Annotated in this window: 25 protein-coding genes and 1 other RNA gene; 17 read left to right on the top strand and 9 right to left on the bottom strand. The window is 36.6% G+C overall.

Annotated features, from left to right (window positions below):
* Positions 1–183: 183 nt before the first annotated feature.
* Both yidC and pyrG read right to left on the bottom strand, forming a co-directional pair.
* A complete protein-coding gene (gene yidC, locus OO013_RS17835) occupies positions 184–2,085 on the bottom strand; it encodes a membrane protein insertase YidC (protein WP_266058346.1) in 1,902 nt (633 codons plus the stop codon).
* A gap of 5 nt (positions 2,086–2,090) precedes the next feature.
* Positions 2,091–3,716 carry a CTP synthase gene (pyrG, locus tag OO013_RS17830; protein ID WP_266058345.1) on the bottom strand — a complete coding sequence of 542 codons (1,626 nt, stop codon included), beginning with the start codon at positions 3,714–3,716 and terminating at the stop codon, positions 2,091–2,093.
* A 472-nt stretch (positions 3,717–4,188) separates the two neighbouring features.
* Here pyrG and OO013_RS17825 point away from each other — a divergent pair, with 472 nt between their 5' ends.
* The 3 genes from OO013_RS17825 (at position 4,189) to OO013_RS17815 (ending at position 7,427) form a co-directional block, all read left to right on the top strand.
* Entirely contained in the window at positions 4,189–5,202 is a 1,014-nt protein-coding gene (locus OO013_RS17825) for a PorP/SprF family type IX secretion system membrane protein (RefSeq protein WP_266058344.1), read from the top strand.
* A 69-nt stretch (positions 5,203–5,271) separates the two neighbouring features.
* Positions 5,272–6,699: a CCA tRNA nucleotidyltransferase gene (locus OO013_RS17820; protein WP_266058343.1), complete on the top strand. Its 1,428-nt coding sequence runs from the start codon at positions 5,272–5,274 to the stop codon at positions 6,697–6,699.
* Positions 6,696–7,427 carry a tetratricopeptide repeat protein gene (locus OO013_RS17815; protein ID WP_266058342.1) on the top strand — a complete coding sequence of 244 codons (732 nt, stop codon included), beginning with the start codon at positions 6,696–6,698 and terminating at the stop codon, positions 7,425–7,427. The genes OO013_RS17820 and OO013_RS17815 overlap by 4 nt, the downstream gene beginning before the upstream one ends.
* 74 nt (positions 7,428–7,501) lie before the next feature.
* On the opposite strand, the gene OO013_RS17810 is transcribed toward OO013_RS17815, so the two are convergent.
* Both OO013_RS17810 and OO013_RS17805 read right to left on the bottom strand, forming a co-directional pair.
* The gene (locus OO013_RS17810) at positions 7,502–8,020 is read right to left on the bottom strand and encodes a hypothetical protein (RefSeq protein ID WP_266058341.1); all 519 of its coding nucleotides are present in this window, start codon (positions 8,018–8,020) and stop codon (positions 7,502–7,504) included.
* Positions 8,021–8,123: 103 nt separating this feature from the next.
* Positions 8,124–8,675, bottom strand: coding sequence for an inorganic diphosphatase (locus OO013_RS17805; RefSeq protein WP_266058340.1), 552 nt, complete (start codon positions 8,673–8,675; stop codon positions 8,124–8,126).
* A gap of 175 nt (positions 8,676–8,850) precedes the next feature.
* Here OO013_RS17805 and OO013_RS17800 point away from each other — a divergent pair, with 175 nt between their 5' ends.
* The 3 genes from OO013_RS17800 to OO013_RS17790 are packed head-to-tail and all read left to right on the top strand — an operon-like array spanning position 8,851 to position 11,012.
* A complete protein-coding gene (locus tag OO013_RS17800) occupies positions 8,851–9,408 on the top strand; it encodes an RNA polymerase sigma factor (protein WP_266058339.1) in 558 nt (185 codons plus the stop codon).
* Positions 9,398–9,976: a hypothetical protein gene (locus OO013_RS17795; protein WP_266058338.1), complete on the top strand. Its 579-nt coding sequence runs from the start codon at positions 9,398–9,400 to the stop codon at positions 9,974–9,976. The genes OO013_RS17800 and OO013_RS17795 overlap by 11 nt, the downstream gene beginning before the upstream one ends.
* Positions 9,954–11,012, top strand: a complete 1,059-nt coding sequence (locus tag OO013_RS17790) for a hypothetical protein (RefSeq protein WP_266058337.1) — start codon at positions 9,954–9,956, stop codon at positions 11,010–11,012. The genes OO013_RS17795 and OO013_RS17790 overlap by 23 nt, the downstream gene beginning before the upstream one ends.
* Before the next feature lies 1 nt (position 11,013).
* Here OO013_RS17790 and OO013_RS17785 read toward each other — a convergent pair whose 3' ends face one another.
* The 3 genes from OO013_RS17785 to ffs form a co-directional block, all read right to left on the bottom strand.
* Positions 11,014–11,724 (bottom strand): cell division ATP-binding protein FtsE, encoded by a 711-nt coding sequence (locus OO013_RS17785; protein ID WP_266058336.1) that lies wholly within the window; start codon positions 11,722–11,724, stop codon positions 11,014–11,016.
* 15 nt (positions 11,725–11,739) lie between these two features.
* The gene (gene fsa / locus OO013_RS17780; protein WP_266058335.1) at positions 11,740–12,396 is read right to left on the bottom strand and encodes a fructose-6-phosphate aldolase; all 657 of its coding nucleotides are present in this window, start codon (positions 12,394–12,396) and stop codon (positions 11,740–11,742) included.
* Positions 12,397–12,489: 93 nt separating this feature from the next.
* Positions 12,490–12,587: signal recognition particle sRNA small type (gene ffs, locus OO013_RS17775), an RNA gene on the bottom strand.
* A gap of 136 nt (positions 12,588–12,723) precedes the next feature.
* On the opposite strand from ffs, the gene OO013_RS17770 reads away from it, so the two are divergent.
* On the top strand, positions 12,724–13,815 hold the full coding sequence (locus OO013_RS17770) for an MFS transporter (protein ID WP_266058334.1): 1,092 nt from the start codon (positions 12,724–12,726) through the stop codon (positions 13,813–13,815).
* A 20-nt stretch (positions 13,816–13,835) separates the two neighbouring features.
* On the opposite strand, the gene OO013_RS17765 is transcribed toward OO013_RS17770, so the two are convergent.
* Positions 13,836–14,084 carry a hypothetical protein gene (locus tag OO013_RS17765; RefSeq protein ID WP_266058333.1) on the bottom strand — a complete coding sequence of 83 codons (249 nt, stop codon included), beginning with the start codon at positions 14,082–14,084 and terminating at the stop codon, positions 13,836–13,838.
* Between the two features lie 50 nt (positions 14,085–14,134).
* Positions 14,135–14,611, bottom strand: coding sequence for a hypothetical protein (locus OO013_RS17760; RefSeq protein WP_266058332.1), 477 nt, complete (start codon positions 14,609–14,611; stop codon positions 14,135–14,137).
* A 103-nt stretch (positions 14,612–14,714) separates the two neighbouring features.
* Here OO013_RS17760 and OO013_RS17755 point away from each other — a divergent pair, with 103 nt between their 5' ends.
* The 10 genes from OO013_RS17755 (at position 14,715) to aroF (ending at position 24,635) form a co-directional block, all read left to right on the top strand.
* Positions 14,715–16,745 carry a M13 family metallopeptidase gene (locus OO013_RS17755; protein ID WP_266058331.1) on the top strand — a complete coding sequence of 677 codons (2,031 nt, stop codon included), beginning with the start codon at positions 14,715–14,717 and terminating at the stop codon, positions 16,743–16,745.
* Positions 16,746–16,869: 124 nt separating this feature from the next.
* Entirely contained in the window at positions 16,870–16,998 is a 129-nt protein-coding gene (locus OO013_RS17750) for a 30S ribosomal protein THX (protein WP_266058330.1), read from the top strand.
* 199 nt (positions 16,999–17,197) lie between these two features.
* Entirely contained in the window at positions 17,198–18,610 is a 1,413-nt protein-coding gene (locus OO013_RS17745) for an anthranilate synthase component I family protein (protein ID WP_266058329.1), read from the top strand.
* An 11-nt stretch (positions 18,611–18,621) separates the two neighbouring features.
* A complete protein-coding gene (locus tag OO013_RS17740; protein ID WP_266058328.1) occupies positions 18,622–19,197 on the top strand; it encodes an anthranilate synthase component II in 576 nt (191 codons plus the stop codon).
* Positions 19,198–19,208: 11 nt separating this feature from the next.
* Entirely contained in the window at positions 19,209–20,195 is a 987-nt protein-coding gene (gene trpD, locus OO013_RS17735) for an anthranilate phosphoribosyltransferase (RefSeq protein WP_266058327.1), read from the top strand.
* Complete coding sequence (gene trpC, locus OO013_RS17730; RefSeq protein ID WP_266058325.1) at positions 20,195–21,010, top strand: indole-3-glycerol phosphate synthase TrpC; 816 nt, start codon at positions 20,195–20,197, stop codon at positions 21,008–21,010. Before trpD ends, trpC begins: the two co-directional genes overlap by 1 nt.
* Before the next feature lies 1 nt (position 21,011).
* Positions 21,012–21,653, top strand: coding sequence for a phosphoribosylanthranilate isomerase (locus OO013_RS17725; protein ID WP_266058324.1), 642 nt, complete (start codon positions 21,012–21,014; stop codon positions 21,651–21,653).
* Complete coding sequence (trpB, locus tag OO013_RS17720; protein WP_266058323.1) at positions 21,635–22,819, top strand: tryptophan synthase subunit beta; 1,185 nt, start codon at positions 21,635–21,637, stop codon at positions 22,817–22,819. The genes OO013_RS17725 and trpB overlap by 19 nt, the downstream gene beginning before the upstream one ends.
* Positions 22,820–22,824: 5 nt before the next feature.
* A complete protein-coding gene (gene trpA, locus OO013_RS17715; protein ID WP_266058322.1) occupies positions 22,825–23,625 on the top strand; it encodes a tryptophan synthase subunit alpha in 801 nt (266 codons plus the stop codon).
* A complete protein-coding gene (gene aroF, locus OO013_RS17710; RefSeq protein WP_266058321.1) occupies positions 23,622–24,635 on the top strand; it encodes a 3-deoxy-7-phosphoheptulonate synthase in 1,014 nt (337 codons plus the stop codon). Before trpA ends, aroF begins: the two co-directional genes overlap by 4 nt.
* Positions 24,636–24,703 lie beyond the last annotated feature (68 nt).

Here is a 24,703-nt window from a genome sequence, read left to right as displayed (position 1 = left end):
TTAATGTAATGTGAAGGAAAGAGATTACCAGCAATACATATGCGAGATCTCTATCAAACTAAATTGTGACTTTATATTACATAAAGAAAATAATTATTTTTTTGGATTGATGAACTGATTGATAAAAAAAGCCCGGTTGGGAATTTTCCAACCGGGCTTTTTGATTTGTTAGTATTTCTATTATTACTTTTTCTTAGCTTTTTTCTTAGCTTTTGATTCCTGGGCTTTCATTGCTTCTTCCAATTTAGCCTGGAACTTCGATTTTTTACCTCCTTTAAGCTTTCGGTTCTCTTCGATCTGTCTTTCGATCTTTTCATCATCGATCATGAATTTTTTGATCAATGTTTGCTGACCAAAAGTAATGGTATTTGAAAGGAAGTAATAGTAAGTAAGTCCTGCAGGGAAAGAATTAAGAACAAACATGATAATTACTGGTGTGAAGTACTGTATTGTCTTCATAGGGCCCTGCATCTGCGCACTGTTCATCTGGCTGTTCGTATATGTCATCAAAATAGTTGACAAGGTCATAAGCAGAGTGAACAAGGATACGTGATCACCATAGAAAGGTATGGTGAAAGGTAGTGTTGCGATACTATCATAAGTAGAAAGGTCTTCTGCCCACAAGAATGATTCTCCTCTTAACTCAACAGAATAAGGGAAGAAGTTAAATAGAGCAAATAGTATTGGCATTTGAAGAATCATGGGAATACATCCACTCATCGCTGCAAACGGACTTGTGCCCATTTTTTGATAGAGTTTCATTGTTTCCTGCTGAATCTTCGCCTGGTCATCACCGTATTTTTCTTTCAGAGCATCAGTTTCGGGTTTCAGAAGGTTGTTCAACACCTTCATTTTAGCCATTGACTTGTACGACTTATAAGTTAACGGAGATAACATCAGTTTAATGATCAGTACCAGCATGAAAATTATAAGACCGTAGTTACCGGTGAATCTTTCCAGGAAATGGAATATTGGTAAAACTAAACCTTTATTAATAAAGGCAAGAATTTTCCATCCAAAACGCACATTCTCTTTGAATTCCGGTGCCCCTGCAACATCCTGCATAACATAGTAGTTATTAGGGCCGAAGTAATATTTAAATTCAGGTGAGTTTCCTTCCAGATTTTTCATAGGAACTGCGACTTGAGCATAAAGCTCTTTAACAGTCGTTGTGTCACTTTCCGGAGGAGTTATTGTTTTGAATTGAGAATTAGAAAATCCATTCTTAGATATCAACGCAGCAGAAAAATATTTCTGAGACATGCTAAACCATTTTACCGGTGAAGCAAGTGTGTCGTATTGAGGGTCAGTTGAAGAAGCATCTAAAGAATTGAACTCTTCATTATCTGACCGGTAATAATTAATCGTTGTTTCTGGTCTTGAACCAACTCTTGCACCATCAAGTTGTTTTTCCAGACGCTTGGCATGGTTATCCCAGGAAATGATTAAGTTATTTCCCTTATTATTGATTCCTTTAAAAGATAAGCCATAATCAATAGTATACTGATCCGGTGCAAGAGTATAAGAAACACTTATTTGTTTACCTCCGGCACCCTCTCCGGTGAAAACTAATCTTGCAGTGTCTTCCTTTCCGGCAACCATTACTTTTGGTGAATTAGATGAAAAGTAAAGATCTGCTAAATCAATCTTTTTGCCATCCAGCTCTGTAACCAGTGATTGCTCTGAGCTATTCTCATCTATTAAGTAAAGAGGCTCGCCAAGATAAGTTTCTCTATCTTTTAAACGGACTGATTTAATTACAGCACCTTGAGAACTGATTTTTATTTCTACAAGATTATTTTCAAGGGTAAAAAATTCCTCCTGGCCTTCAGAAAGACCGGCAAATGCCCCGAACTTATTGTTAGCCAGTGCAGCTTTTACAGAATCGCTTAGTACCTCTTCCGGTTCTTGTTCTTCTACATCATTAGAAGCTTGTTGATCCTGTTCTTTGGTGCCTGTCTGTTCAACTTGTTCAGTCTTGCTTTCAGCTGTTTCATCTACCTTTGGTTCTTCCATGAAGAAATTCAGGTAAATGATAAACATAGCTGCAATGAGGGCTAACCCTATAGCTTGATTTCTATCCATTATATCTATTCTTTATTCTTATTTTTCTTATACTCAATAGCCGCCTTAACGAATCCTGTAAATAAAGGATGCGGTTTTAAAACGGTACTTTTTAATTCCGGGTGAAATTGAGAACCTACAAACCATGGGTGGTCTTTTAATTCGACGATCTCCACAAGATTTCTGTCAGGATTAATTCCGGATGCAATCATGCCATTCTCTTCAAACTTCTCAAGGAACTTATTATTGAATTCAAATCTGTGTCTGTGTCTTTCTTCAATATTTGCTTTGTGATAAGTATTAAAGGCTTTAGTACCCTTTTTAATTTTACAAGCATATGCCCCAAGACGCATTGTGCCGCCCATATTTTCAATATCCTTTTGGTCCTCCATTAAGTCAATGACAGGATATTTAGTGTCAGGATTAATTTCTGTAGAAGCTGCTCCACTTAGTCCGATAACATTTCTTGCAAATTCAACTACAGCACACTGCATTCCCAGACAAATTCCAAAGAAAGGAATATTATTTTCTCTAGCGTATTTTACAGCAGCTAATTTTCCATCTATACCTCTTTCTCCAAAGCCAGGTGCTACAAGAATACCGTCCATTTCCTCGAGATATTCTTTAATGTTTTCCTCAGAAACGATTTCGGATGAAATGTGATGAACTTTTACTTTACATTCATTTTCAGCACCACCGTGTACAAATGATTCATTAATGGATTTGTAAGCATCAGGTAATTCAACATATTTACCTATAACTGCTATATGAACTTCATTAGTAGGATTTTTTAATCTTCCAAGGAATTCTTTCCATTGATCAATGTCTGGCTGAGTTTTAGTTGGAAGTTTTAATTTACTCAAAACTCGCTCATCCAGTTTTTCTTTGCGCATCAATAGAGGCACATCGTATATAGACTCTGCATCTAAAGCTTCGATAACACTATTGATCTGGACATTGCAGAACAATGCCAGCTTCTTTCTGATATCTTGTGGTAAATGTTGTTCAGAACGACAAACTAAAATATCAGGCTGAATACCATTTTCTAGTAATTGCTTTACTGAATGCTGAGTAGGTTTTGTTTTTAGTTCGCCCGCAGCCTGCAAAAATGGAATTAAGGTTAGATGAATGTTAAGGAAATTACTGGTTCCCAGTTCTATTCTGGCCTGCCTTACTGCTTCGAGGAAGGGTAGTGATTCAATATCACCAACACAACCACCAATCTCTGTAATAATAAAATCATAATCTCCGCTTTCACCGAGCTTATAAAAATTCTTTTTGATCTCATCTGTTATATGAGGAATCACCTGCACAGTTTTTCCAAGATAGTCTCCACGACGCTCTTTCATTATAACATTATAATATATGCGTCCGGTGGTTACATTATTATCCTGAGAAGTTGGGATATTGAGAAATCTCTCGTAATGACCCAGGTCAAGGTCTGTTTCAGCACCATCATTCGTAACATAACATTCTCCATGTTCATAAGGGTTCAAAGTACCCGGATCAACATTAATGTATGGATCGAATTTTTGGATTGTTACTGAATAGCCTCTTGCCTGTAGTAGCTTCGCAAGCGATGCAGAGATGATTCCTTTACCAAGTGAGGACGTAACGCCGCCCGTAACGAAGATGTATTTAACTGCGCCCATAAGTTTTTTTAGATTCCAAATCTTACGGGGTACAAAGGTACTGTTAAAAAATTAATTAACGATAATTTATTAATAAAATACCAACCCGATGTTATTAAATCCGGAAATATCATTTTTCCTCACTTTATAATAACCATTTTAACTTATTTATACTCAAGCTATTTATGGAAGAAAATGATATTTGCAGACACCATTTTTAAAATTGTATATCATTTAAATCATTTGATAATTTCAGATTACAAGAATATTTGAATTTTGCCTTTAAAACATTGGACTTTTTAATAGTGAAATGCTCAATGTAAGTTTTTAGTATATTTCGTTTTAATGCACTTAACTAACTGTAAATCAGTATTTTGTGTGGTTTTTTGCTGATTTTGTGATTTGGTTTTTAGCCATTTATTCTTTCTTTTTGTAAGCAGGCTTTTAAGACCAGCTATTTTTTTAAAGCCTGCGACCAGCTAACTGAAAGAAAATGTACTTGAAACAACTATTTTTTAGCATTTTGGTGCTTGGTAGTTTATTAAATGCCAATGCCCAGGATCCACAGCTTTCCCAATTTTACGCTGCGCCTTTATACCTCAATCCGGGGTTTACCGGAACTTCAGAGGGAAATAGGGTTGCCCTTGTAAACAGAATCCAATGGCCGGGATTGTCTCAGGCTTTCAATACTTATACGTTTTCATTTGACAAATCTGTAGATCACCTCAATAGTGGTTTTGGAGTTTTTTTAATGGCTGATAAAATGGGGTCTGCAAACCTGACTACATTAAATGCTAGCTTTAATTATTCGTACAAATTAAAGATCTCGGATAAAATTATGTTTTCTCCAGGAATATCTTTTGGAGTTGTACGAAGGCAATTGGATGCACAAAAATTACTTTTCGGAGACCAATTAGACTTTGATAATGTTACTCCCGGTACTAGTGATCCGATCATCAGGGATGTCAGGCCGGTAACTTTTATGGACTTTGGGACTGGCTTATTGGTTTACAGCCGAAAATTCTGGGGAGGTATTTCAGTATCGCATATGAATTCTCCTTCTTATTCTCTTACTGGAGAGGATATAAGACTACCTGCGAAACTTACTGTTCATGGTGGAGTGAAATTAAAAGTTGGTGAGCCTAAGTCAAGGCAAGCAGAACCAGTATCATTGTTGCCTTCATTTATATACAGAAAGCAAGGGAGATACGATCAGCTGGATGTAGGCGCTCAGTTGAATTATCTACCTATTAAAGTTGGGTTCTGGTACAGAGGTATTCCTATTCAACAGGAAATTGAGGACAATATTAATCATGACGCAGTGGTATTGATGTTTGGAATTGAAATAAATAAACTTCATTTTGGATATTCATATGATATCACCGTTAGTGAACTCGGACCGCGTGCCGGAGGATCTCATGAGGTATCAGTAATCTACGATTTCCCAACCTTTTCACGAGGTAAGATCACCAGAAAGGAAAAATTCATGCCTTGTCCGCGCTTCTGATCTCTGTATTTTTGAAAATACCATTGTATTAGGCTACTTTTGAAGATTGAGTGAGTCTGATATAATTGAATGGTTGATTTAAGAGCACATTTAGAAGAAATACCCGTATTTAAGATAGTCAGTGAGGCTGCCAGAGAGTTGAAGGTCGATGTTTATTGTGTTGGAGGTTACGTTCGTGATCTTTTACTTAAACGCCCATCTAAAGACATTGATTTTGTATGTATTGGAAGTGGCATAGAACTTGCAAAAGTTGTAGCAGAAAAACTTCCAGGTAAAAATCAGGTGAATTATTTTAAGAATTTTGGTACTGCAATGATCAATTCAGGTGACTACGAATTAGAGTTTGTGGGAGCCAGAAAAGAGTCTTATCGCAAAGACAGCAGGAAGCCTTTAGTAGAAGATGGAACGCTTGAAGATGATCAAAACAGGAGGGATTTCACCATCAATGCACTGGCATTGAGCTTAAATGAAATTAATTTTGGAGAATTAATTGATCCTTTTGATGGGGTTAAGGATTTGCGCAGAAAGTTAATTCGAACCCCTCTTGATCCTGATATTACTTTTTCTGATGATCCTTTAAGAATGATGAGGGCAATTCGCTTTGCCTCTCAATTAAATTTTGATATTGAGCCGGACACATTTGAATCTATCATGAAAAATGCCGGTCGCATTGAGATTGTAAGTAAAGAAAGAATCGTTGATGAACTTAATAAGATCATTTTATCACCCAAACCTTCTTATGGTTTTAAATTACTTTTTCAAGCTGGTTTACTAAATCATTTCTTTCCTGAAATGGTTGATTTACATGGTGTAGAAAAAAGAAAGGGGCAATCGCACAAAGATAACTTTTATCATACCCTCGAGGTGTTGGATAATGTGTCTGAAGTATCCGATGACCTGTGGCTAAGATGGGCTGCGATATTGCATGATATTGCCAAACCACCAACTAAAAGATTTAATCCAAAAGTAGGATGGACTTTTCATGGTCATGAAGATAAAGGAGCAAGAATGGTTCCCGGGATTTTCAGAAGGCTGAAACTCCCTCTAAATGAGAAAATGAAAATGGTTCAGAAGCTTGTTAAGCTTCATTTAAGACCAATAGCGCTCGTTAAGGATACTGTAACAGATAGTGCTGTCAGGAGGGTTCTTTTTGAAGCTGGTGAGCATATCGACGAGTTGATGATGCTTTGTAAGGCCGACATTACTTCAAAAAACCACGAGAGGGTTAAGCGATACCTGAAAAATTTCGAAAAAGTTGAAAAGAAAATGAAGGAGGTTGAGGAAAAAGATCACCTTCGCAATTTTCAACTTTCAATCACCGGTGAAGATATTATGAAAGCTTTTGATATTAAGCCTTCAAAAGTAATAGGCGAAATAAAAGACGAAATCAGAGAAGCAGTACTGGAGGGGACTGTTTCTAACAATTATGAAGATACTTACCCTCTTATGATAGAAATTGGAAATAGACTAGGACTTAAACAAAAACAGAAATCATGAAGAAACTTTTTACTTTAATTTTAATTACCGGGTTATTTTTCACAATGGATGCCCAGCAGGATTCTACACGAAAAGAAATGACTCCTGAACAAAAAGCTGCACAACAACAAATGCAACAAATGGGAATGGCATTTACACAGGTTGCGGCCTCTAAATATCAATTGGCAAAAAGATATAATGATCGAAATGCACAAAAAGATGCTATTTATGAATTGATATCTACCAACCCGAATAATATAAACTTGTTGGATACATTAGCTTTGATGTATTTCGAAGAGAGAAATTATGTTTCTGCAGCACTAGTTACCAAAGATGTTTTACAAGTGCTACCTGAAGACAAAATGGCTCTGGAAATCTCGGCATTAAGCTATGAAAACCTGGGTGTAATTAATCAAGCTGTGACAAGATATGAAACCTTATATCTGCAAAATAATGATCCTGTAACTCTTTATAAAATAGCAACCTTAAATCTTGATCTAAAAAGGTATGAGGAATTTGATACAAATGCTACAACACTTATGGATAACTATAAAGATAAAGTGTTAGAGATCAATGATGGAGAGGGAGGTATTCAGCAAGTGACTATAGAAACAGCTGTGAGATACCTGCAAGGTTTGCGTTATGAAAATTCAGGAGATAATGAAAAAGCTAAAGAGTTTTATAATATGGCTTTAAAATTAAATCCGGAATTTACAGCTGCAGAAGCTGCATTAAATGAATTAAAGTAATTCTGATTTCATAAAAACATAAAAAAGCCCCGGAGAAATTTCTCCGGGGCTTTTTTTATATTTTCAATAATGGTTTACAGACCAAAAGTAACTCCAACAAGAGCTCCAGATCTACCAGCTCCACCACCAAGTTCAAGCATTGCGCCGAAGTTAGGAGTGAAGAACCATTTAGCACCTGCTCTGATTCCTAACATAACAGTTGATCTATCTTCTGGCGTATATAAATCATCATTCCAGTTATCTCTGTAAGCTACATATCCTAATTCTAAACCACCGTAAAGGTCTAATTCAGAAGGTAAGGCACTAATATGCTTAGAGTAATGATAATTAGCTACCATAGATAGAGAGAAATATGATTCTCTATAACGATCGTTTCCATAATAGGTAGTTCGTGAAGAAAATGCTACCCTTGGTCCTAAAGTTATATATTCTGAAACTCCAAACTGAACATCAGCAAATACAGGTATACCATAAACGCCAGTTCCTAAACCAGCACTTATTTGAGTAGTTCCTTTATCTGGTCCCCATCCCTGGGCATTTGAAGCAAATGATAATGCTATTACAGCAAAAAATGTTAATAATAATTTTTTCATAATTCGTGTGATTTTTGGTCAAATGTATAATTTAAAAAATTAGATTCGAATCTATCAAATGTAAATTTTGATCAAAGGTAAGGTTTTTACCTTAATTCCACATTTACGGAAGTATCTTATTGTCTTTACCGAATTTTTTATTGTAATCTTCAAAGGCTTGATTGATGATTTCAAGAGCAGTTTCCCTGTTTTGAAATTCCTCAACCACTACTTCTTTATGTTCAAGTTTTTTATAATCCTCGAAAAAAGCTCTCATTTCCCTTAACATATGTTCTGGTAGATCGCCTATGTCATTAAGGTGGTTAACACTCATATCCTGATCGGCTACAGCAATGATCTTATCATCAGCCTCGCCATTATCCAGCATTCTCATTACACCAATTACTTTTGCAGGAGTAATACACATGGGTACAATTTCTATCTGTGAAAAGACCAGGATGTCCAATGGGTCATCATCATCGCAATAGGTTTTGGGAATAAACCCATAGTTTGCAGGATAATATACATTGGAATAAAGTACTCTGTCTAATATTAATAACCCGGATTCTTTATCCAACTCGTATTTCGCTCTGCTATTTTTAGGTATTTCGATAATTCCGTTTACCTGCTCCGGCGCTCCTGCCCCCGGATCTACATCATGCCATGGATTCAACATACTATTTTTTCGTTTTATAAAAAGGTGGACAAAATTAAAATAATCACTGTTAAACACCTTGATATTTGATCATAAATTCAACCTGGAATTGGCTTTTTTTAATTTTTTACAATCTTTATGCATAATATGCAACCATTGGTATTTAGTTGAATCTTTATTGTGAAAGTTTAAAAAATTGAAATCCGCAAATCACGAAATACATTTTAACCTGATCGATCAATGCAGGGAAGGAGACAGGAAAGCTCAGTATGAAATATATAAGCTTTATTCAAGGGCTATGTTAAATACAGCTTTTCGGATTGTAGGTGAAAAGCAAGCAGCTGAAGATGTAGTTCAGGATTCTTTTATTAAAGCTTTCAATAATTTATATGCCTTTGAGGGACGCTCAAGGTTTGGGGCCTGGCTAAAAAGAATAGTGGTAAATGAATCTTTACAGGTATTGAAAAAAAATAAAATAGAACTGGTTGGTGAAGAACAGATTGAAGACAGGCCTGATTTTGAAGAGGATGAAGAATACCTAAGTGAAGTGGATTTTGAAAGAGTAAAAAAATGCCTCGAAAATTTACCTGAGGGTTTCAGAGTCGTTCTTTCTCTTTATCTACTCGAAGGGTATGATCATAATGAAATTGGAGAAATACTTGGCATAAGTCCAAATACATCTAAAACCCAGTATATGCGGGGAAAGAAAAAATTAAAAGAGTCGATTTTAAATCATCAAAGCGATGGAAGATAAAGATAAATTAAAAGAATATTTCAATAGTCACAGACATGAGTTTGATGATCTTGAACCATCTGAAAAAATGTGGGCAAATATTGAGTCTGAAATTCAAAATAACCAGACTGATAGGAGTTCATTTAATTGGTGGAAAGCTGCGGCTGTTTTGTTTATGGTATGTACAGTCGGGCTGGTGACATTTATGTTCTTGAGAGATAATCAGGCCAAACCACAAATAACTGTTTCCACATATGATATACCTGAACAGATGAATGGTGTTTCTTTCGATCAGGTAAGTACTGAGACCTACTATTTCCAGTTAATTTCTGAAAGGCAAAAGGAAATAGAGCAAATGGATGTGCCGGAATCAATAAGTAAAGCTTATGATAATGAATTAGAGTCATTGTTAAATGATTATGCAAAATTAAAAAAGGATCTGGAGGCTAACCCGGGCAATGAAATGCTAATCCAGGCACTTGTAAATAATTTAAAGTTGCAGATCGATTTACTCAATGAACAACTTTTAATACTTGAAAATTATAAAAACTACGAAAATGAAAATAATGAGAACCATAAAAGCAGTTAATATTTTCTTTCTGATCATGGTGATTTCAGCCTTTTCAATTATTGCAGAGAATAAAGCTGACGTCAGAAAGGAAAAGAAATACGATAAGCAGTTTAAAGTTAATAACTCCACTGTCGTAATGATCAAAAATAAATTCGGTAAAGTTAATATTGTCCCATGGAACCAGAACTATGTTAAAATAGATATTGAGATAGTTGTTGAGGCAAAAAATGATGATAGAGCTGATAAATTACTGGATAAGATATCAATTGAGTTTATCGGCGGAGATAACTCAAGTGAGGTAGGTGCCAAAACTGACATGAAGGGAAGTATGAATACATCAAAAGGTGAAAAGTTTGAGATTAATTATGAGGTAAAAGTACCAGCTTCTCAACCTATGGATGTATCTCATCAGTTTGGCCCCTTAGTAATCGGAGACCTAAAAGGAAAACTTGAAATAAATCATCAGCATGGAAATGCTATGCTTGGTAAAATAGTTGGTAATGGTTCAACGATTGATATGCAATTTGGCGATCTGGATGTTGAGGAATTGTCAAATGCTGAAGTGGAAATACAGCACTGCGGGAATGTAAGCATAGAAAAAGCAAATAAAATACAGTTAGAAAGTCAGCACTCAAACATTAGATTTGGTCGTGTGTCTTCAGTTGAAATAGAATTACAGCATGGGAAGTTTCATGCAGATAATATCGAAAGCATAAATGGGGATGTTCAGTTTAGCAAGTTCACCATTGGTACACTTACAAAAAAACTATCACTTGATGTTCAGCATACCGGGTCTTTTAAGATCGATAAAGTAACAGCATCAGTAAATGAAATTAATTTGGATGTGCAGTTTTCATCACCAACTATTCAATTTGAAAACTTAAATGCCTGGACAATGGAAATTGATGTTAACCATGGAAAGGTATCATATCCATCTGGATTTTCTTTCAATACCGTTAATGAGAAGTCAACATCTGCTACTTACCGAAGAAATGGAGGTTCGGGTAGAAATATGATAATTGATGGTCAGTTTTCTAATGTAACCCTGAGGTAAATTAGAAGCTGCTATTAAGCTCGATATCTTCTTTAGTAGAATCAATCACCTTGCCGGATTCACATTTTAGGATTCTGGCAGGGTGTCTTTTTACCAGGTTATGGTCATGTGTGGCCATTAATATTGCTGTTCCGGATCTGTTAATATCCTGAAATAGTTGAAAGATACCTTCTGAAACTTCAGGATCCAGGTTTCCAGTCGGCTCATCAGCTACCAGCATTGCAGGTTCGTTGATCAGAGCCCTTGCGATGGCAACTCGTTGTTGTTCACCACCACTTAATTGGTGGGGATATTTTTGAGGGATAGATCCCAATCCAACTTGCATAAGAACATCAGTCATCCTGTTTTTGATCTTAGAACTTTCAGTCCAGCCTGTTGCTTTCATAACAAACTGAAGATTTTCAGAAACAGTTCTGTCATCAAAAAGCTGAAAATCCTGGAATACGATACCGAGTTTTCTTCTGAGGTAAGGTACTTTAGAGGAACTCAGATTTTTAAGATTAAAACCTGCCACTTCAACATTACCTTGTTTTAGTGGCAGGTCTGCATATAAAGTTTTCAGCAATGAACTTTTTCCTGATCCTGTTCTTCCTACAAGAAAAGCAAATTCACCTTTTTCCAGTTCAAAATTTATATCCGTAAGGATTGGAATGCCAGACTGGAAAATTGTCAGGTTTTCTACTTTTACTAGAGGCTCAGAGGAAAAAGTCATAGTCGCTAAATTAAATTATCCGTTTGCTTTTTTATGGTCTGCAAGAAACTTCTCAAGTCCGCTATCTGTTAATGGATGTTTTAATAATCCAGTGATTACATTTAGAGGACAAGTAGCAACGTCAGCTCCAATTTCAGCACATTTGATCAGGTGCATGGTGTGTCTTACTGATGCTGCTAAAACTTCAGTTTCATAACCGTAGTTTCCGTAAATATGTACAATTTGATCAATAAGTTCCAGACCGTCAGTTGAAATATCATCAAGTCTTCCAATAAAAGGAGAAACATAGCTTGCACCTGCCTTAGCAGCTAAAAGTGCTTGCCCCGGGCTAAAAATCAAAGTACAGTTGGTTCTGATGCCTTCAGAAGAAAACCATTTGATCGCTTTTACACCTTCTTTGATCATAGGAACTTTAACAACGATCTTATCATCGATCTTAGCCAGTTCTTTTCCTTCTTTAATAATGTTGTCAAAGTCAGTTGCGATCACTTCAGCACTAACGTTGTTATCAACGATATCACAGATAGCTTTATAGTGATTTCTCACATTTTCTTCTCCTGTGATTCCTTCCTTAGCCATAAGTGAAGGGTTGGTGGTTACTCCGTCAAGTACTCCCAGGTCGTGTGCTTCTTCGATTTCTGCCAGGTTGGCGGTATCAATAAAGAATTTCATGTTGCAGATATTAGTTTGAATTTTGCTGCAAAACTAAATCTTTATTATGGAAGACGAAAGAAATTAAATGGATAAGAATTATGAAGGGGGTAAAAAAAGGCGAGCCGACATCGCACCGCTACGACCGTCTACCCTTGCTGCATTCCTGCCCTGGGGGAATTCGACGGGAGCTGGTCGTGCCGACTCGCGGATGCAAAGGTAGAAAAATCGGGTAATTTTCCACAGCTTTACCTTCTTTTTTGAAACTTTTTTTATAAATAGCTGAATATCAGGCAACCTTTTCATGTGGTTTTTTGTATTGTTACCAAACTGATCAATTTTTTTATTATGGCTCGAACTTTTTCAATCAAATGGCCTCAAATCTGGGCGTTAATTTTTTTAGATATAGCCATTCTAATTAGCTGGATAGCTTATCATAAATACCAGCCTGTTGTTTTGGACATTTTTGGATTTTCTTCTATTACAAAGGAATTCTTAATTGTTCAGGCAATTATATTATTGGTGACTCCACCTGCAGCAGGCATCTTTGCAGATAAAATCTGGTTAAAGAGAAAGGAGAAGTTACCTATCATTAAAGCAGGAATAAACCTTGTCACCATGGTTTTTATGTCTGTGGCTTTTACTGTTTTCTTTCAACCGGATGGATGGTGGCGTTTTCTTGTTCCCATTCTCATAGTCTTCTGGCTGATTTTAATGAATATCTTTCATAGCCCTGCATTTTCTACATTTGAAATGTTTGTCCCGGAAAAGAAATATCCTCAGGTCATGGCGTTATTTATTGTGTTGATCCAACTAGCACAAGCAGTTGAGCCCGTAATTATTCAATTACTTGAATTTTTTGGTGGTCCGCTTACTTTTGCTGTTGGTGGAATATTGGTTTTTGCAACGGGATTCTACCTTCAAAAGCAATTTTCCAAACTGAATTCTTCCCGTAAAACTAATTTAAAAGTTAAAAAAGCTAAGGATAATGAAAGTCAGCCATTATTGGTGTTTATGATGGGACTGATCTTTGGAATAGCCACTAACTTCTTCTTTAATATATTGCCTGAACTGATTTCTGAATTTAATTTGATTTCATTCATTGATATGGGAGCCGCTACTAAGACTGGAATTGTCATAGCTTTTTCTGCATTAGTGTGTTATCCCGTTTCTTTATTAGTGAGCAAAGTGGGAATTAATAAAGCTATGATCGCTTCTATTATATTGAGTGTTTTGATTGGAGGGCTTATTTACCTTACTACAGGAATGTTTTCTACAATAATGATCTTTGTGTTTGCTATAGTGTATGCAGGCCTTTCTGTAAGCACTATTCCCAATGCTTTTTTAAGACTGAACCCTGTACATAAGGTATTTGGTTTGGGGTTATTTTTTGCAGCAGCTGAATTACCTAATAGTATTTTTGAAATTTTAAGTGCATAGAAATTAAAAAAGGCTGGTGATTATTTACCAGCCTTTTTATATTTTTCAAGGTAGAGATTAAATTCTAACGGGTTACCTTTTTCAAACCCGTCTTCCTCTAGATCGTCATATATTTCTTCGTCAAATTCCCTTTCTTCTTTTTTCATATTTCCTTCAGAGGAAACCATTAATTCTGTTCCAGTAAGGTCATGTGGATTAATCTGTAACAAAATAAATCCTTCTGGAAACTCTTTTTTAAAGTAATCAAATACTACAATAGACTTTTTCATGCTCAAAATTAATCATGAGGCAACTAAGATCTATATATTTGGACAATCTTTTATGCAAAAACTGGCTTGGAAACTTCTGTTTTAACTTCAGTATAGTTTTGGCTTACTTTTTCTTTAAGTTTTTCTTCCAGCAGGTCAGCCCATGCATTCATATACTTTACTACATCTTCTTTCTTGTTGTGTTTCAGGTAGTCTTTATTTGGGATTCTTTTCAGAACTTCTTTATTTTTTAATCTTTCGAGTTCAATTAAATCTTCGATAGTGAGCCCCTCGTTGACCATTGTGTTTATGATTAGATCAAACGGTTGCTTGCTGTCTGTACAGTAATCCATGGCCTGTTCAGTCCAGTCACCATATTTTTGCATTGCATAGGCATGTATTTCGCCTTTATTTAACTTCGTGATCTCCTGGGCCAGAAATCCACAATTGCAGCTTCCCATATGTCCCCACTGATATTTATCACTTTTATTCAACTTCTTCGCAGCCTTCCTCAAGGCGCTTATCAACGATCTGTTAGGTCTGGCCATAATTAATTTGTTTTTTACACTAAAAATTTACCATTAATCAAATTTATTAACCAGATAATCAGTCATATTGTTAAGTTTGAAGTTTAAAATTCGATCGTAAAACATGAAAAAAATTTATTTACTTCTGTTGACTGCTGGTATAATGGCATGTCAATCTAATGTAGAAAAAAGTAAAAATAACGCCATTGATGTTTCATTAATGGATACAACAGTTCGAGCTCAGGATGACTTTTTCAGGTATGTAAATGGTACCTGGGTTGATGAAACTGAAATTCCTGGTGATCAGGGCCGATGGGGGAGTTTTAATGAACTGAGGGAGAAAAGTACTGCAACGGTTAGAGAAGTTCTTGAAAATGCACTTGAGAGTGGAGAGCTGAAAGAAGGCTCGGATGAATACAAGGCCGGTCTTTTTTATAATGTCGGTATGGATTCAAGTCTTGCTGAGAATGTAGGGATTAAACCCTTAGCTCCTTACTTTGATCAAATCAATGGGATTTCTGACAAAGCTTCTCTCCAGGAGTATGTGATTCAAGATCATAAAAGAGGAGGAAGCGTGTTTTTTGGTTTTGGCGTTCTTGCTGATCTTAAGAATAGTAAAGTTAATGCTGCTTACCTATGGCAATCTGGTCTTGGGCTACCTGATAGAGATTATTATTTTAAAGAAGATTCAGTTTCTCAATCTATTAGAGAGGAATATGTTAAGCATGTAGAAAAAATGCTCGTTCTTGCTGGTGAAACTCAGGAAGCCGCTTCAGCTCAGGCAGAAAAGGTAATGGAAATAGAAACCTTATTAGCAGATTCTTCCAGAACCAGGGTTGAGATGAGGAATATTCCTGCTCTGTACAATAAATATGCAGTAGAGAATGTCAATGAATTAAATGATGAGTTTAAGTGGAATGAATATTTTGCCGGAATTGGTCTTGCAGATCTTGATAGTATAATCGTTTCTGTTCCGGAATTTTTCCAGGGTGTAGATGTTGTTGTTTCTAAGTACGATTCTGATGCCTTGAAAGCCTATCTTAAATGGCATCTTATAAATGATTATGCCAATTACCTTAGTAATGATTTGGTTTCTCAAAATTTTGCTTTTTATGGTAAAAAACTGAGAGGAACTGAAGAGATGAGACCTAGATGGAAGAGAGTTCTATCAATGGTAAATGGAGTAGCAGGAGAGGCTGTTGGTAAATTATACGTAGCTGAGGCTTTTCCACCTGAAGCAAAAGAGTCTGCTGACAAAATGGTTAAAAACATTCTTTCTGCTTTTGGAAACAGGATCGAATCACTTGATTGGATGACTGACTCAACTAAAACAAAAGCTTTGGAGAAATTGAGTACAATCACAGTTAAGATTGGTTATCCGGATGAATGGAAGGATTACAGCGATCTTAATATTGTTGAAACCAGTCTTGTTGAAAATATGATCAACGCCAGGGAATGGAATTTCAAAAAAGATATTGAAAAAGTAGGTCAACCAGTGGATAAAAAAGAATGGGGCATGACTCCTCAGACTGTTAATGCATATTATAGTCCATTGAATAACGAAATTGTTTTCCCGGCAGCAATTTTACAGCCTCCATTTTTTGATTTCAAAGCTGATGATGCTGTTAATTACGGAGGTATTGGTGCAGTAATTGGCCATGAAGTTTCTCATGGTTTTGATGATAACGGTTCCAGATTTGATTCTGAAGGAAATATGAAAAACTGGTGGAGTGAAACTGATGCTGAACAATTTAAATCAAAATCAGCAATGTTGATTAAACAATTTGATCAGTATGAACCACTTCCTGCAGTTAATGTAAACGGTAAGCTTACTTTAGGAGAGAATATTGGTGACCTTTGTGGTCTTTCAGTAGCTTATGATGGTTTGATGAATCATTATGAGGCAACCAGTAAGCCTGAGCCAATTGCGGGATTCACAGCAGAACAGCGATTCTTTATGTCATGGGCTACAGTATGGAGAATTAAGTACCGAGATGAAACTTTAAGAAACCTCATACAAACAGATTCTCATTCACCTGGAATGTACAGGGCAAATGGCCCATTAAAAAACATTGATGCATTCTATGCAGCTTTCAATGTTGAAGAAGGTGATGATATGTATCTTCCAGAAGAAGAAAGAGTGAAAATCTGGTAAGAAATAATAAATAACAAATCAAAAAAGCAGTTACTTATAGTCTGAGTAACTGCTTTTTTAATTTAAATCGATATTTTATAATTTTATCTTAATTGTATTATCTGTAAACTCAAAATTTATAATTATGGGAAAAGGAGATAAAAAAACAAAAAAAGGTAAAATCTGGAGTGGTTCATATGGTGTAAACCGACCCAGGAAACAGAAAAATGCTGAAACTAAAAAAGAAGTGAGAGCTTCAGCTCAAAAAAAATGATGTGAATTTGTTTGACAAATTGATCTGAAGAATTAGATTTGTTACAAATGATGAAAATTAATATACATAACGCATGGTACTGGTGGTACATCGACAGATGAACACGGGACCGTTATGTATAAAAAGATATAATTTATAATCTTAAAAAGCTTGTCGGTTCCGGCAAGCTTTTTTTTTGGTCTAAACTCAATTAAAAAGTATGAAATACAAGTTTAAATCAACGGTAAAGCGCTTCCTGGCTGATACGATCACCCCGGTGAATCTTTACTTAAAACTTAGAGATAAATTTCCGGGGACCTTGCTTCTTGAAAGCTCTGACTACCATGGTCATGAAAATAGCTATTCTTATATCTGTTTTGATCCGATAGCTTCTTTTATCGTTGATAAAGGCGAATTGACCCTGGAAATGCCTGGTGAAGCCCCGGTGAATGAAAAGGTGGATAGATCAAATGTGGTTGACAAGCTTACTGATTTCGCGCGTTCCTTTGAAGGTAGTGATCTGGATCTGCCTTTTGCCGTAAATGGGTTGTTTGGTTATATGGGATATGACGCGGTCCAGCATTTTGAAGACCTCAATCTTAGTCAAAAAGATGATGAAAACCATATTCCGGAGATCAGGTACTCAGTGTATCGTCAAATCCTGGTTATTGACCATTTTAAAAATGCCTGCTTTTTAATTTCACACCATCTTAATGAAGATGAAGGGATGAGTGAACAGGAGCTGATGTCTTTAATAGATAATAAAAACTATCCTGGCTATACCTTCTCAGTATCTGAAAAAGAGCAGGCTAATATTAATGAAAAAGATTTTCTTGAGATATTAGACAAAGGACAGCAGGCTTGTTTTAACGGTGATGTTTTTCAGATAGTCTTAAGCCGTAGGTTCAAAGTTGGCTTTACCGGTGATGAATTCAATGTCTATCGGGCACTAAGGTCTATAAATCCTTCTCCGTACCTTTTTTACTTTGATTATGGGAGTTATAAAATATTTGGGTCTTCGCCTGAGGCTCAGTTGGTTATTAGTGATGGACAGGCCGGTATTTTTCCAATAGCCGGTACTTTTAAAAGAACAGGGAATGATAAAACCGATGCTCAGCTAGCGGAAAAACTTTTAGAAGATCCAAAAGAGAACTCAGAACATTTAATGCTGGTTGATCTGGCAAGAAATGATCTGAGCCGTTCAGCAAAATCAGTAGAGGTTGAAACTTATAAAGAAGTTCAGTTTTATTCGCATGTCATACACCTCGTTTCCAAGGTTACAGGAAAACTTAATGGCTCTGCAAGTCCCATCAGATTAGTAGCAGATACTTTTCCTGCAGGGACATTATCAGGGGCACCGAAATATAAAGCGATGACTTTGATCGATTCTCTTGAGCCTACCGCAAGAAGTTATTATGGAGGGGCAATTGGCTATCTCGGTTTTAATGGTGATTTCAATCATGCAATTATGATAAGATCCTTTCTAAGTAAACAAAATAAACTCTACTTCCAGGCAGGAGCAGGAGTAGTAGCAAAATCTGATATAGAAAGTGAATTGCAGGAAGTAAATAATAAGGTGGCAGCATTGCGTCAGGCTATTACCGATGCAGAAGAAATTAATAAAAGATATTAATAATTGATCAAGTGAAAATATTAGTTCTAGATAATTACGATTCATTTACTTATAACCTGGTGCATATTCTCAGGGATCTCGGATATGATAATAATACTGATGTATTCCGGAATGATAAAATTGCGCTGGAAGAAGTTAGAAATTACGATAAGATTCTGATTTCTCCGGGCCCAGGCTTGCCTTATGAGGCCGGAATTCTTCCGGAACTACTTAAGGAATACGGGTCTTCTAAAAGCATATTTGGTGTATGTCTCGGATGCCAGGCTATTGCTGAAGCATATGGCGGAAAACTTTATAATCTCGATACTGTTATACACGGTGTTGCAATGGATACCTACCTTAAAGATAGAAATGAACCCATTTTTAAAGATCTTCCAGACCGATTTGTAACTACTAGATATCACTCCTGGGCTGTGAAGCCTGACTCACTGGAAAACACACCTATCAAAATCACTGCTACTGATATTTCAGGAGTGATAATGGCCTTGAGTCATGAATCACACGATGTAAGGGGGGTGCAATTTCATCCTGAATCGGTAATGACTCCTGAGGGAAGTAAAATGCTCCAAAACTGGTTGAAAATCTGAAATCAAAAACAATGAAAGAGATATTAAATACATTATTTGAATATAGAACACTTTCTGAAGCCCAGGCTAAAGAAGTATTGATCAATCTGGCTAAAGGTAAATACAATGCTTCTCAGATGGCTTCCTTTCTAACAGTTTATATGATGCGAAGTATCACTGTAGAAGAGTTGAGTGGGTTTAGAAAAGCGATGATGGAATTATGTGTTCCGATTGATCTAGCTGAATTTGATCCGATAGACCTTTGCGGTACCGGAGGTGACGGAAAGAATACTTTCAACATATCAACCTTGAGTTCCTTTGTTGTGGCCGGGGCAGGAGTAAAAGTTGCCAAGCATGGAAATAATGGTGTTTCTTCGGCTTGTGGATCATCAAATCTGTTAGCTCACCTTGGATATGAGTTTACCAATGATGAATCTACATTAAAAAAGCAGATCGATGAAGCTGGTATATGTTTTCTCCATGCTCCTTTATTTCATCCGGCAATGAAAAATGTTGCTCCCGTAAGAAAGGATCTTGGTGTAAAAACATTTTTTAATATGCTTGGCCCGATGGTGAATCCGGCAAGTCCTAAAAAGCAGCTCACGGGGGTGTTTAGCCTGGAGCTGGCAAGATTATATGCATATTTATTCCAGCAGACTGATAAAGATTTCGTTGTTCTTCACGCGTTGGATGGATATGATGAAATATCACTGACCGGAGATTTTAAGGCCATTACTAATACTGGTGAAAGTATCATTAGTCCGAAACAATTAGGATTGAGCAAGGTTGATGCAAAACAGATATATGGTGGAGAAACAGTAGAGTCTTCTGCTAAGATCTTCATTGATATCCTTGAAGGAAAAGGAACTGAAGCTCAAAAGGAGGTAGTTTTAGCTAATTCTGCGATGGCTTTAAAATGTGCTGATGATAAACTATCTGATGCTGATGCGATTGGTAAGGCGAAAGAATCGTTGGAGTCTGGAAATGCTTATTCTGTACTAAAAAAACTGGTTGCCTGATGAATATACTTGATAGAATTATAGTAGATAAGAAAGAAGAAGTAAAAGAGAAAAAGGAGCTCATCCCGGTAAAAAAACTTGAAAAGAGTATCTGGTTTGAAACTATGCCAGTTTCTATGAGCCACTATATTAAAAGAGAAGATAAAAGTGGCGTGATAGCTGAAATTAAACGTCGCTCCCCGAGTAAGGGAGATATTAATAAATATATATCAGTTGAAGAAATCTCTATAGGTTATATGCAGGCCGGAGCTTCAGCTTTGTCAGTATTGACGGATCAGAAATATTTTGGTGGAACTAACGATGATTTGATAACGGCCAGGAAATTTAATTACTGTCCGATCTTAAGGAAAGAGTTTATAGTTGATGAGTATCAGATTATTGAAGCAAAATCAATTGGTGCAGATTGTATTTTACTGATCGCTTCTGTACTTGATCCGAAGACTATTAAGAAGTTTACAGCTTTCGCACATGATCTGGGTTTAGAAGTATTGTTAGAGGTGCACGATAAAGAGGAGTTGACATCTAATTTAGAGAGCGATGCTGATCTTTTTGGTGTTAACAATAGAAACTTAAAGACATTTGATGTGAACCTTGAAAATTCTGTTGAGCTTTTATCATTTATACCAGATGGTAAAGTAAAGATTGCAGAGAGTGGAATAGATCGTCCGGAAGATCTTGTGTATTTAAAAAATAATGGTTTTGATGGGTTTTTAATAGGAGAACGTTTTATGCGTTATTCCAGACCTCATTATGAAGCAGCTAAGTTTTTGGCGAAGGTAAAAGAACTTGAAAATGTTTATCCGACGAATGCCTGAAATGAAAGATATTAAAATTAAAGTATGCGGGATGCGCGATCCTGAGAATATTGATCAGCTGATAAAGTTACGAGTTGATTTTATGGGCTTGATATTTTATCCCGGCTCATCCCGGTTTGCAGGTGATTCCGAAACAGATTTTTCTCAATTTCAAAGGATAATTAAAACCGGTGTATTCGTTAATTCAGATCTGGAGGATATTGTTCAGGCGATTAAAAAGTATGGTCTTGAGGCGGTTCAGTTGCATGGCGATGAAACTCCGGAATTTGCTTCCCAAGTCAGAAAACAAGGAGTCAAAGTTATTAAGGCATTTCCTGTTTGGGACGAAGGTGATCTTGAAAAAGCTGAAGACTATCGTAAATCGGTTGATTTTTATTTGTTCGACACGAAAGGAGAAAAACCCGGTGGTAACGGAATTGTTTTCGATTGGGAAATTCTGAATGATAAAACTTTTTCGAAACCCTTTTTTCTTGCCGGTGGCTTGAATCAGTCAAATATTCAAGGGATATCAAAAATTAAAAATCCGGCTTTTTATGCTGTGGATCTTAACAGCGGAGTTGAAATTAAACCAGCTCTAAAAGACCTGAAAGAAATAAAAACAATAAAAAATAAAATAGCTCAAATATGTCAAAGTACGCAGTAGATGAAAGAGGCTATTACGGAAAGTTCGGAGGAGCTTTCATCCCTGAGATGTTATATCCAAATGTGGAGGAATTAAAGAATAATTACCTTGAAATAATTGGTGATCCGGATTTTCAAGAGGAATTCAGGGCATTGTTAAAAGATTATGTGGGAAGACCTACGCCTTTATATTTTGCCAAAAGACTTTCAGAAAAATATGGTGCTAAAATATATCTCAAACGAGAAGACCTTTGTCATACAGGAGCCCACAAGGTAAATAACACAATAGGTCAAATATTGCTGGCTAAAAGATTAGGCAAGAAAAAGATTATTGCTGAAACCGGAGCTGGTCAGCATGGTGTTGCTACAGCTACTGTATGTGCCCTTGCAGGATTAGAATGTAAAGTATATATGGGAGCTGTCGATATGGAAAGGCAAAAGCCTAATGTTGAAAGAATGAGAATTCTTGGTGCCGAAGTGATCCCGGCAGAATCAGGTAGTCGGACGCTAAAAGATGCAACCAACGAGGCGATGAGGCACTGGATCAACAATCCTCAGGATACTCATTATATAATCGGTTCAGTTGTTGGTCCACATCCATATCCGGATATGGTTACCCGATTTCAGGCTGTGATAAGCGAGGAAGTGAAAAAACAACTTAAGGAAGCAGAAGGTAGAGAAAATCCCGATTATGTGGTGGCTTGTGTAGGAGGAGGCAGTAATGCAGCTGGAATTTACTACCACTATCTTGATAATCCGGATGTGAAAATCATTGCAGCAGAAGCTGCTGGTAAAGGAGTGGAATCAGGTGAAACTGCAGCTACAACTTTTAAAGGTACTCCAGGGGTTTTGCACGGAAGTATGACGCTTTTAATGCAAACTACTGATGGACAAGTTGTAGAGCCTTATAGTATATCAGCTGGCCTTGACTATCCTGGTATAGGGCCATTACACGCCCATTTATTTGAGACAGGACGAGCAAAATTTATTGCCGTTGATGATGAGAATTCAATGAAGGCTGGTATAGAATTAAGCAGGTTGGAGGGGATTATTCCAGCTGTTGAATCTGCTCATGCATTTTCAGCACTGAATCAGCTCGATCTTAATGAAAATGATGTCGTGGTTATAAATCTTTCCGGCCGGGGAGATAAAGACCTGCAAACATATATAAACTGGGGAAAATACTGATGATTATGGTTAAGAACAGGATAAATAAATTATTTGAAAATAAATCAGAGAATGTCCTGACAGTCTATTTTACGGCAGGTTATCCTGAATTAGATGATACTTTGGAGATCCTTGCCGAACTTGAAAAGGCTGGTGCTGACATGGTCGAGATCGGTATCCCATATTCTGATCCGGTAGCAGACGGCCCGACAATTCAGGAAAGTAATGGTGTCGCTCTTAAAAATGGCATCAGCATGCAAAAGATCTTCAGCCAGTTGAAAACCATGCGTAAAAAGGTTGATATACCTGTTGTACTGATGGGGTATTTTAATCCGGTTTTACAATTTGGTCTTGAAGAGTTTTGTAAAAAGTGTAAAGAATGTGGGGTGGATGGTGTGATCATTCCGGACCTTCCAATTCTGGAATATGTGGAACAATATAAGGATCTTTTTGATAGCTATGATCTCCATAATATGTATCTGATCACTCCACAAACTTCTGAAGAAAGGATCAGAATGATCGATGAAAATACTTCAGGCTTTATTTATATGGTAAGTAATAGTTCGATCACAGGAGCTAAAAAGGAAATTTCGGAAGAACAATTGAAATACTTTAATAGAATCAAAAGTATGAATCTGAATAATCCAAGGCTAATCGGTTTTGGTATTAGTGATAACAAAACCTTTAAAACTGCTTCCGAATATTCATCCGGGGCTATTATAGGCAGTGCCTTCATAAAAGCATTAAAGGAATCTGATAAGGATTCTATCGCTGATAAGGTTCATTCATTTATTAATATGGTGAAAGGAGAAAAAATAAGTCAATGATCATACAATTAGAAAATAATGCTTCCGAAGACCAGATCTTGAAAGTTAAAGAAAGGCTGGATGATATCGGGTACAAAGCGAACGAAGTAAATACCCAGAAGGGCAAATATCTAATTGGTATTGGAAAATCAGATTTCGATATTCGTGCCATTGGGCAATTGCCGGGGATCAGGGATATACATATAGTGTCTGACGATTATAAGCTTGTATCTAACAAATGGAAAGTTAATCCTACAGTTATTGACCTTGGTGATGGAGTGATTATTGGAGGTGACGAGCTCGCCATCATGTCTGGCCCATGTAGCATTGAGGGAGAGGAACAAATTGCTGATACGATCGATTTCCTTAAAAGTCAGGGTGTGAAAATTATGCGTGGAGGGGTTTATAAGCCTCGCAGTTCACCTTATTCTTTTAGAGGCCTGGGTATCGACGGACTTAAGCTTTGGTATAAAATGGCAAAAGAGGCTGGCCTGAAGATCATTACTGAAGTGATGCAGGTTTCTCAGATAGAAGAAATGTATGATTACGTGGATATTTACCAGGTAGGGGCGAGAAATACACAAAATTTCAATCTTCTCGATGAACTGGGGAAAGTTGATAAGGCAGTAATGATAAAACGGGGTATCTCGGGAACTATTGATGAATTATTGTATTCAGCTGAATATGTATTTTCCGGAGGCAATGAAAAATTATTATTATGTGAGCGAGGTATCAGAACTTACGAAAAGGCTTCAAGAAATACTTTTGATATCAATGCGATCCCGATCTTAAAAGAGAAAACGCATCTTCCGGTGATCGCAGATCCTTCACATGGTATTGGTATTAGAAAGCACGTTGGTGAAGTTGCGATGGCATCTGTTATAGCCGGGGCTGATGGTGTAATATTTGAATCTCATTCCTGTCCTGAAAAAGCGTATAGTGATGGTCAGCAAACGCTGGATTTTAAAGAATCTGAGAAATTGGTAAAAGCGATGAGAGAAACTCATAAATTAAGGAAAGCTTTTTACTGATGACAAAAACCTAACAGTTGTAAGGTTGTTGTCATTTTGGTTGCATCAGTAACTTTTTTTTTACTAAT

The organism is Mangrovivirga halotolerans (assembly GCF_026241165.1).
GTDB lineage: Bacteria > Bacteroidota > Bacteroidia > Cytophagales > Cyclobacteriaceae > Mangrovivirga > Mangrovivirga halotolerans.
This window is presented reverse-complemented; position numbering and strand designations above follow the sequence as displayed.